The sequence below is a fragment of the Novosphingobium mangrovisedimenti genome, assembly GCF_025153475.1.
Taxonomy (GTDB): Bacteria; Pseudomonadota; Alphaproteobacteria; order Sphingomonadales; family Sphingomonadaceae; genus Novosphingobium; species Novosphingobium mangrovi_A.
Genome location: NZ_JANZXA010000031.1, coordinates 1 through 9,177, shown reverse-complemented (window position 1 = coordinate 9,177; position 9,177 = coordinate 1). Strand labels below are relative to the sequence as shown.

Annotated in this window: 11 protein-coding genes; all 11 read right to left on the bottom strand. The window is 62.5% G+C overall.

Features of this window, described 5'->3' with window-relative positions:
• Positions 1 to 1,216 (bottom strand): aldehyde dehydrogenase family protein (locus NZK81_RS21050; RefSeq protein ID WP_260047941.1); only part of this gene is annotated, 1,216 nt, incomplete at its 3' end.
• Positions 1,217 to 1,235: 19 nt separating this feature from the next.
• The gene (locus NZK81_RS21045; RefSeq protein WP_188823276.1) at positions 1,236 to 1,517 is read right to left on the bottom strand and encodes a 2Fe-2S iron-sulfur cluster binding domain-containing protein; all 282 of its coding nucleotides are present in this window, start codon (positions 1,515 to 1,517) and stop codon (positions 1,236 to 1,238) included.
• Entirely contained in the window at positions 1,507 to 1,743 is a 237-nt protein-coding gene (locus tag NZK81_RS21040) for a 2-hydroxymuconate tautomerase (RefSeq protein ID WP_188823278.1), read from the bottom strand. The genes NZK81_RS21045 and NZK81_RS21040 overlap by 11 nt, the downstream gene beginning before the upstream one ends.
• 1 nt (position 1,744) lies before the next feature.
• Positions 1,745 to 2,515, bottom strand: coding sequence for a 2-keto-4-pentenoate hydratase (locus NZK81_RS21035; protein WP_024020833.1), 771 nt, complete (start codon positions 2,513 to 2,515; stop codon positions 1,745 to 1,747).
• A 1-nt stretch (position 2,516) separates the two neighbouring features.
• The gene (dmpG, locus tag NZK81_RS21030) at positions 2,517 to 3,548 is read right to left on the bottom strand and encodes a 4-hydroxy-2-oxovalerate aldolase (RefSeq protein ID WP_010891015.1); all 1,032 of its coding nucleotides are present in this window, start codon (positions 3,546 to 3,548) and stop codon (positions 2,517 to 2,519) included.
• Positions 3,545 to 4,483, bottom strand: coding sequence for an acetaldehyde dehydrogenase (acetylating) (locus NZK81_RS21025; protein ID WP_260047933.1), 939 nt, complete (start codon positions 4,481 to 4,483; stop codon positions 3,545 to 3,547). The genes dmpG and NZK81_RS21025 overlap by 4 nt, the downstream gene beginning before the upstream one ends.
• A gap of 22 nt (positions 4,484 to 4,505) precedes the next feature.
• On the bottom strand, positions 4,506 to 5,300 hold the full coding sequence (locus NZK81_RS21020) for a fumarylacetoacetate hydrolase family protein (protein ID WP_260047931.1): 795 nt from the start codon (positions 5,298 to 5,300) through the stop codon (positions 4,506 to 4,508).
• A 4-nt stretch (positions 5,301 to 5,304) separates the two neighbouring features.
• Positions 5,305 to 6,789, bottom strand: a complete 1,485-nt coding sequence (locus tag NZK81_RS21015) for a 2-hydroxymuconic semialdehyde dehydrogenase (protein ID WP_260047929.1) — start codon at positions 6,787 to 6,789, stop codon at positions 5,305 to 5,307.
• A 39-nt stretch (positions 6,790 to 6,828) separates the two neighbouring features.
• A complete protein-coding gene (locus tag NZK81_RS21010) occupies positions 6,829 to 7,260 on the bottom strand; it encodes a GlcG/HbpS family heme-binding protein (RefSeq protein ID WP_260047928.1) in 432 nt (143 codons plus the stop codon).
• A 2-nt stretch (positions 7,261 to 7,262) separates the two neighbouring features.
• Positions 7,263 to 8,186 (bottom strand): catechol 2,3-dioxygenase, encoded by a 924-nt coding sequence (locus NZK81_RS21005; protein WP_260047927.1) that lies wholly within the window; start codon positions 8,184 to 8,186, stop codon positions 7,263 to 7,265.
• 18 nt (positions 8,187 to 8,204) lie between these two features.
• The gene (locus NZK81_RS21000) at positions 8,205 to 9,056 is read right to left on the bottom strand and encodes an alpha/beta fold hydrolase (protein WP_260047942.1); all 852 of its coding nucleotides are present in this window, start codon (positions 9,054 to 9,056) and stop codon (positions 8,205 to 8,207) included.
• Positions 9,057 to 9,177 lie beyond the last annotated feature (121 nt).

Below are 9,177 nucleotides of genomic sequence, written 5' to 3'. Positions count from 1 at the left end.
AGCTGATGACACTGGTCACCGGCCCGAAGATCTCCTCCTGCGCGATGCGCATTGTGTTCTTCACATTGGTGAACACCGTCGGCTTGATGAAGTTGCCACCCGCCAGATTTGCAGCATCGGCGCGGGTGCCGCCGGTCAAAACTTCGGCCCCTTCCTCGGTTGCGAGGCGCAGGTAGCTTTCTACCTTGTCGAACTGCATCTTCGACGCCTGGGCGCCAAGCTGGGTTGCCATATCGAGGGGATCGCCCTGGCGGATGCCTTCAAGTGCGGTTTTGAACTTGGCCAAGAACTCGTCCTGGATCGACTGGTGCAGGAACAAGCGCGAACCGGCCAGACAGACCTCACCCTTGTTGAGCACGGTCGACATGGTAGCGCTTTCCACCGCCGCGTCGATATCGGCATCGCCGCACACGATGTGCGCCGACTTGCCGCCCAACTCGAGCGTCTGCGGGATGATGTTTGCGGAGGCATACTGGATAATCCGGCGCGCAGTGGCGATCGAACCGGTGAAGGCTACCTTGGCGACATCGGGGCTGGTGACCAGCGCCTCGCCCACATCCGCACCATAGCCGGTGACGACGTTGATCACACCCGGCGGCAGCAGATCGGCCATTTCCACGAAGAATTCGATCACCGAAAGGCAGACCGTCTCGGCCGGCTTCAGAACGACAGTGTTGCCCGATGCCAGCGCCGGTGCGATTTTGCACGCCATCATCAACATCGGTACGTTCCACGGGATGATCTGCGCGCAGACACCCAGCGGTTCGCGGTGAACGATGCCGATCGCATCGGGATAGTCGAGCGTCTGGCCATGCAGGCCATAGGCAGCGCCAGCGAACAGCTCGAACTGACCGATAGTCTGGGTCATGTCGAAGAACATCGATTCGCGCATCGGCTTGCCGTTGTTCAACGTTTCGAGCGTCGCGTAGTGCGACTGGCGTGCCTTCAGCCGGCGCGCAATTTCGATCAGGATCTCCTGGCGCTCGCCGGGCAGGCTTTGCGACCACTTGGGAAAAGCAGCCTTGGCAGCGGCAATCGCACGCTCAATGTCCTTGGCGTTGCCGGCCTGGATCTTGGTCAGCACCTTGCCGGTCGAGGGATTGAGTAGATCAATGGTCTTGCCGCTGTCCCCGGCAATCCACTCGCCGCCGATATAATGGCCGTACTCGGACTTTATGCCGTATTCGTTTTCTGTACTTTTCAACTGCGTAGCCATGACAACTCTCCCTTGGTTTTCATAGAACTTCGATGACTAGGTCATTCATCGGATAGATCCGACAGGCCAGGGCGTATCCCTTTGCCTGGTCGGCGACAGAAACCTTGGCCGTGCTCATCTTGCCGGTCCGGTATTCGCCTTCGACGACTCGAACCAGGCAAAACCCGCAACCACCGCCGCGGCAGCCCACTCCTATATCGCTGGCACCAAACTGCTCCATCGCGATCAGTACGCGTTCACCCTCGGGGCACGCGAACTGCCCCCCTCCGAGGATCCGGATCTGGTAGGGCTCAAGCCTCATTCGACCAATCTTCTTCGACTCGGGGCTGCGCGGCGGCAGCGGCCTTCGCCGCAAAGCTTACCCCCCCCACCGCGAAATGCGCCGGGGCCATCTCGCGAAGGATGACGCGAACCGACTCACGCGGGGCCCCGATAGCATCGATGGCAGCATCGGTCAGAGCCTTGATCAGCCGCTCTTTGGCTTCTGGCGGGCGCCCTTCGAGCAGGTTGACCTCGATGATCGGCATATCAGGCCTCCACCTGGAACATGACCGCGCCAAGGTTCTGCACGGTCGTCCGCACGGTCTGGCCGGGAGCCAGGTTGGGCGCGGCGGTGATGCCGCCAGCCATGACGATGTCACCGGCGTTGATCTGTTCGCCCGCTTCGGCAACCAGCCGGGCCGCAGCAACCAGCGAACGGATGGGGTGGCCAAGGATCGCCGCGGTCGACCCGACCTGTACCACTTCGCCATCGATTTCGAGGATCACGCCTAGATTCGAAAAATCGATCCGGGGATCGTGCCAGGATCCGATCACCAGCCCCGACGAGGAAGTGTTGTCGGCGATCACGTCCTCGAGCGCGAACTTGAAGTTCTCGTAACGGCTGTCGATGATCTCCATCGCCGGGGCGATCGCTTCGACTGCTGCCAGCGCAGCGGCGGCAGTCACCTTACCGACCAGCGGGGCCTTCATCAGAAAGGCGACTTCCGGTTCGACCCGGGGGTGGACGTAGCGCGCGCGCGAAAGGGCGGATCCTTCCTCGACCAGCATCGCATCGGTGAGCCTGCCCCAGGCCACTTCGTCGACGCCGACCTGCAACATCTTGGCCCGGCTGGTCAGCCCCATCTTGACGCCGATGCGCCGTTCGCCACGCGACAGGCGCCGATCGACCGAGAGCTTCTGCACCTGATAGGCCTCTTCCACCGTGAAAGCGGTGTCCACAGGGGTGATTTGCGGGGTAGCTGTTGCTTCACGCTGTGCAGAGTCGAGCATTTCCGCGTATTTCGCCAGCCTGTCCATCTCAGTTCGCCTTGGCTTTGATCAGATCAAGTGCAACGTCGATGATCATGTCTTCCTGGCCTCCGACCATCCGGCGGTTGCCCAATTCGACGAGGATCTCGCGGGTATCGATTCCGTACTGTTCCGCTGCCTTTTCCGCATGGCGCAGGAAGCTTGAATAGACGCCTGCATAGCCCAGGCTGAGCGTCTCGCGATCGACCCTCACCGGACGGTCCTGAAGCGGGCGTATGATGTCGTCCGCCGCGTCCATCAGCGCCATCACGTCGCAGCCGTGCTTCCAGCCCTTGCGGTTGGCGGCGGCGATGAACACCTCGAGCGGTGCGTTACCGGCTCCCGCACCCATCCCGGCAAGGCTCGCGTCGATCCGCACCGCGCCGGCTTGCGCGGCGACAATCGAATTGGCCACGCCCAGGGACAGATTGTGGTGCGCATGGATGCCGCGTTGGGTTTCAGGTTTGAGCACCCGGTCATAGGCTTGGAGACGTGCAATCACGCCATCCATGTCGAGCGCCCCGCCGCTGTCGGTGACATAGACGCAATGCGCGCCATAGCTTTCCATCAGCAGCGCCTGCTGGGCGAGCGCCTCGGGCTCGATCATGTGGCTCATCATCAGGAAGCCCGATACGTCCATGCCCAGATCGCGCGCGATGCCGATGTGCTGCTTGCCGACGTCGGCCTCGGTGCAGTGGGTCGCGACCCTGACCGAGCGCACTCCCATCGAATAGGCCCGCTTGAGTTCTTCGGCGGTGCCGATACCGGGCACCAGAAGCGTTGTCAGCACCGCGTTCTTGATTACGTCGGCGGCAGCCTCGATCCAGTCCCAGTCGGTATGGGCGCCAAATCCGTAATTGAAGGTCGAACCGTTCAGGCCATCGCCGTGCGAGACCTCGATCGCATCCACCCCTGCCTCGTCAAGCGCCTTAGCGATCGTGCGGACGCTGTCGGTGCCATACATATGCAGGATGGCGTGCATCCCGTCGCGCAAGGTCACGTCCTGGATGTAGAGCCGATCAGATGTTGGATCAAAGGTCATGCTGCGGTTTTTTCCATATGAGTCTTGGCCAGGCTCTCGCCTGCCGCCTTGGCGGCAGCGGTCATGATGTCGAGGTTGCCGGAATAGTTGGGCAGATAATCGCCCGCGCCCTCGACCTCGAGGAACACGCTGGTCTTGAGTCCTTCGAATTCACCGTAGCCGGGGATCTTGAGCGGCCGGTTCGAGCCAAAGCGTTCGAACTGTACTTCCTGCTTGAGCCGGTAGCCCGGCACGTACGACTGCACCCTTGCAATCATAGCCAGGACCGAATCGCGCACCTTGTCCTCATCGACCATTTCCGACAGCGTGAAGATCGTATCACGCATGATCATCGGCGGTTCGGCGGGATTAAGGATGATCACAGCCCGGCCCTTGGCCGCGCCGCCGACAGTTTCGATCGCCCGCGCCGTGGTGCGGGTGAACTCATCAATGTTGGCACGGGTGCCGGGACCGGCGGAGCGCGACGAAACCGACGCGACGATTTCCGCATAGCGCACCTTGGCCACCTGCGAGACCGCCGCGACGATCGGGATCGTCGCCTGGCCACCGCAGGTCACCATGTTGATGTTGCGAACGGTCGCATCGACCGCAGGGTTGACCGGCGGGATGGTCGCCGGACCGATCGCCGCCGGGGTCAGGTCGACCATCAGCTTGCCGTCGCGGGCGAGTATCTCGTCATGCGCCTTGTGGGCATATGCCGAAGTCGCATCGAAGGCGATGCCGATATCGGCATATTGCGGCATGCGGCACAGGCCCTCAATCCCCTCGTGAGTGGTGGCCACGCCCCGTTCGCGGGCCATCGCCAGGCCTTCCGACGCCGGATCGATCCCGACTACCGCCGCCAGCTCCAGAGTGTCCGAGCCCTTGAGCAGCTTGATCATCAAATCGGTGCCGATGTTTCCGGAACCGATAATCGCGCACTTCATCCTGGCCATTTGACCAACCTCCACTTCCAATTCAGTCAGCAGCGAACGCCGCCCGAACCGTTCCGACGCCGTTAATCCGCGCCTCGACCACATCCCCGCGCGCCACCCCGGCCATCGGCCCGAGCGCGCCCGACAGGATCACGTCGCCTTCGAGCAACGGACGCCCCGCTTTGGCCATCACCCGCGCCAGCCACAGCGAGGCGGTGATCGGGCTGCCCAGACAGGCGATCCCGGCACCGACCGAAATCGGCTCACCCTTGGCTTCCATGACCATGCCGCAGCTGCGCAGATCGAGCCCGTCGAGCTTGCGCGGCACCGCGCCGAGCACGAACAGTCCGCTCGAGGCATTATCGGCGATCGTGTCCCAGATCTTGATGTCCCAGTTTGCGACGCGGCTGTCGACGATCTCGATTGCCGGAACGACATATTCGACCGCGCGAATCATTTCGGAGGTCGTCATGTCGGGGTGGGGCAAATCCCGCCCAACGACGATCGCAATCTCGGCCTCAACCTTGGGCTGGATCACCTGGTCGAGCGACACCGGGATGCCTTCCGGCACGTCCATGTCAGCGAACAGCATCCCATAGTCGGGCTGATCCACCCCAAGCTGCCGCTGGACCGCGATCGAGGTCAACCCGATCTTGCGGCCGACCAGGCGCCGTCCATTGGCGAGGTAGTGCTTGGTGTTGGCTTCCTGCACGGCATAGGCGGCTTCGACGCCACCAGCCGAAATCAGGTCGCGGATCGGGCTGACAGGCTTCCCCGTTTCGGCCGCGCCGCGCAGCGCCAGGGCCGCTTGTTCGATAGTCTTGGGGTCGATTGTCATCGTCTTACAGCTTCACGCAAATGTTGGTGATCTCGGTGTAGAATTCGAGGCTGTGCACCCCGCCTTCCCGGCCGATGCCGGAATGCCCGGACCCGCCGAAAGCCGTGCGCAGATCGCGCAGGAACCAGGAATTGACCCAGCACACCCCCACGTCCATCGCCGCAGCCACGCGGTGTCCGCGGGACAGGTTTTCGGTCCAGATCGAGGCGCACAGGCCGTAAACCGTATCGTTTGCAAGTGCGATCACCTCGTCCTCGCTGTCGAACGGCACGATACCGCAGCACGGTCCGAAGATTTCCTCGCGCATCACGGTATCGCCGTGGGCGACGTCGATCCACAGCGTCGGTTCCACGAAGAAGCCGCCGGCTTCCGCACCCGAGATTTCGGGAACGCCGCCGCCGGTGACCACGGTGGCCCCGTCCTCGACCGCACGGCGATAGTAACCCAGCACTTTCTCGCGGTGCTCGGCGCTGATCAGCGGGCCGAGATAGGCGCGATCACCGGTCACGCCCGGCTTGAAGCCCTGCGCCGCCGCCACCATCCGCGCCACGAAGGCGTCGAAGATCGGTCGTTCGACATAGACCCGCTCGGTTCCGAGGCAGACCTGCCCGGTGTTCAGGAAGACCGAGCGCGACAGACCCTCGACCGCCTTGTCGAGGTCGGCATCGGCGAACACAATCGCCGGGTTCTTGCCACCGAGTTCGAACGAAATGTCGCGAACGCCGATCGCGGCCTTCTGCATGATCGCCTGTCCGGTGCCGGTCTCGCCGGTGAAGGTGATGGCATCGACATCGGGGTTGGACGTGAGGAATTCGCCGGCCGAACCCGGACCGAATCCGTGGACGACGTTGTAGACACCCTTGGGCATGCCCACCGCGTTCATTACTTCGCCCAGCAGGGCAGCGGTCCGAGGCGTTTCCTCGGACGGCTTGACCACCACGGTATTGCCGCAGGCCAGCGCCGGGCCAACCTTCCAGGTCATCAGCAGCAGCGGGAAGTTCCACGGGCAGACCACCGCGACCACACCCTTGGGCTTGCGCACGGTATAGTTGAGCGCCTGGCCGCCATCGGGGGTCGATGTGTTGAAGCTTTCGCCCGGCATCGTCGAGACGACATCCGCGAACATGCGGAAGTTGGCGGCCCCGCGCGGAATGTCGATATGGGACGCGACATGGCGCGGCTTGCCGGTGTCGGCCACTTCGGCAGCCAGGAAATCATCCGCTCGGCGTTCGATCTCGGTCGCCACGGCGGCGATCAGCTTGACCCGCTCGGCCGTGGTCATCTTGCCCCATGGCCCGGTAAGCGCTGCCTTAGCCGCAGCCACGGCGTCTGCGACGTCGGCCTGGCTTGCTTCGTGCACAACCCCGATCGCGGTGCCGGTGGCCGGATTGACGTTGGGAAACGACTTACCCTCGCTACCTTTGCGATAGGAACCGTCAATGAAGTTCAGGATAGTTTCGGTGACCGGAGAGGAGGAAGCTGAGGTCATTGGTGCATAATACCTAAGTTGGCCGGAGGCTATGGTGCGTCAGAATTGCCTTGCGCCGATCGCAGCGAGACCGGCGTTGGCGTATTCGACGTCCATCGCTTCGCTCCCGCCGGAAACACCGATCGCACCGACGAATTCACCGGCGATTTCGATCGGCAGGCCGCCGCCGAACATCGCTAATCCCGGCTGCGCGACGATCCCGTCGCGCAGGGCCGGATTGCCGGAAACCATCGCATAGAGATCCGGCGTCGGGACGCGGAAGCTGGCGGCGCTGTAAGCCTTATCTTGCGCGATCTTTGCGGATGGCGAAGGGGAGCCGCTGGCGCGGACGAACGCGACCAGATCTCCCCCGGCGCCGACCACCGCGGCAACGACCGGACAGCCCGCCGCCGCACCCGTGGCAACGGCGGCAGCCGCTGCCTTGAGCGCCAGTTCGTGGCCTACCGTCCGGACCGAAACCACCCCGTCCATGATCAGGTGTTCACCGTCATGAAGCGGTCGTTCAGCGCCTTTTCGTAGTAGAAGATCGCCTTGCCGGCGCTCTCTGCCTGCCACATGCGCTGCGGATTGTCGGGATAATAGATGTAACCGCCGCTGAAGGTTTCGTTGCGGTTACCCGAGGGATCGAAGAAGTAGATCGTCTGGCCGCGGGTGATCCCGTGACGCGTCGGCCCGATATCGAGCGAAATATCGTAGCGGCTGATGATGTCGGCTGCATGGCCGACGTCGTGCCAGGATTCGAGGTTGAAAGAGGTGTGGTGGATCTTGCCGTCTTCGGGATAGCCGAGGAAGGCAACATCGTGCGCCTTGTTGCTGCAGCTCAGGAAGATGCCGAGGCGCGTCCCACTGCCTTCATCGACCAGTTCCTCGGTAACCGAGAAATCCAGCGCATCGACGAAGATCTTTGCGGATGCGGAGATGTCCACGCCATTCAGTGCGCAGTGATCGAAGCGGGTGGCACGCATGCCGCGCGGTTCGATCACCCAGACATCGGGGTTATTGACCGCCGGGCCGGTGGCCGACAGTTCCATTTCGGCGTAGAGTTCGAACACGTGCTGGGTTGGCGTGTTGAAGCGGATCTTGCGACCCACACCGGGGTCCGATCCGGCCGGGATCACATCGACATGGACGCCGATATCGAGCAGGCGCTCCGCGAAATGGTCGAGGTCGGCATCCTTGACGACCTTGAAGCCCATCACGTCCATCCCGGCTTGGTCGGCCTCGCGCAGGATAATGCTGTGCCGATCGAATTCGTCAAACGCCTGGAAAAAGGCGCGGTCGCCGTCGCGATTGACGAAATTCAAACCAATCCGGTCGCGGTAATGGGCAATAGCCTCATCGAGGTCGAGAACCCTGAGCTGCACGTAGCCAGGACGAATTACACCAGTTAGAGCCATGTCGACACTCCTTTCCGTTCAGCCCTTGAGACCATTCCTAAAGAACTCGGCAACCATCCGGTTGAAACTTGCCATCCGCTCGATCTGCACCCAGTGTCCGCATTCGGCGAACAGATGCAGATCGGCCCGCTTCATCAGCGTGGCGAGGCGTACGGTAGAATCGAGCGGGATCACCTGATCGGCAATCCCGTGCAGGATCAGGGTTTCGTGCGCGATTGCGGCGATGTCCTCCTCGCGGCTGGCGAGCATCGCCACGTTGGCCTGGCGGTCGGCGCCGCCGAACGTTGCATGATAGGGTTCATGTGCTTCGGGCCGGGCGCTGGCGACATAGCGCGACTGGATCAGATCCTCGGTCAGGCGGCTGTGATCCCAGGCAAGGTACTTGAGCGATTCGCGCATCGCCTCGACCGAGGGTTCATAGCCCCAGACCTTGTCGAGCGCAGGGGTAATCGGAAAGTTGAGCCCTGCAGGTCCCATCAGAACGGCGCGCTCCACCCGATCGGGGTGGGCAATCATGAACGCCAGTGTGATCCCGCCACCGAAAGAATTGCCGACGATCGAAACCTTGTCGATGCCTAGTCCGTCGAGAAAGCCGGCGAGCTGATCGACCCAGACCTGCTTGTCCTCGATCCGGCCCTTGCTGTCCGAATAGCCGAAGCCGAACATGTCGGGCGCGATGACCCGGAAATCCTCGGCGAGGATCGGCATATTCAGCCGCCAGTTTGCCCAGGCTGTCACACCGGGGCCCGATCCGTGGACCAGCAGCACCGGGGCGCCTTCGCCGACGTCGTGGTAATTGGTCGAGCTTCCGCCGACAACCAGCGACCTACCGATTTCCGGACGTGCCGTGTCCAAAGTCGAGCTTGCCATGGTAGCCATCAGATCCTTTCCCGCCTCGATGATTTTGCATTCGGCTGGACCTAGACGCCGAATCGCCGTCTCTGTCGCCAACTGCCTCATTCATTGCACTATTTGAAACGCATTTGCAAAT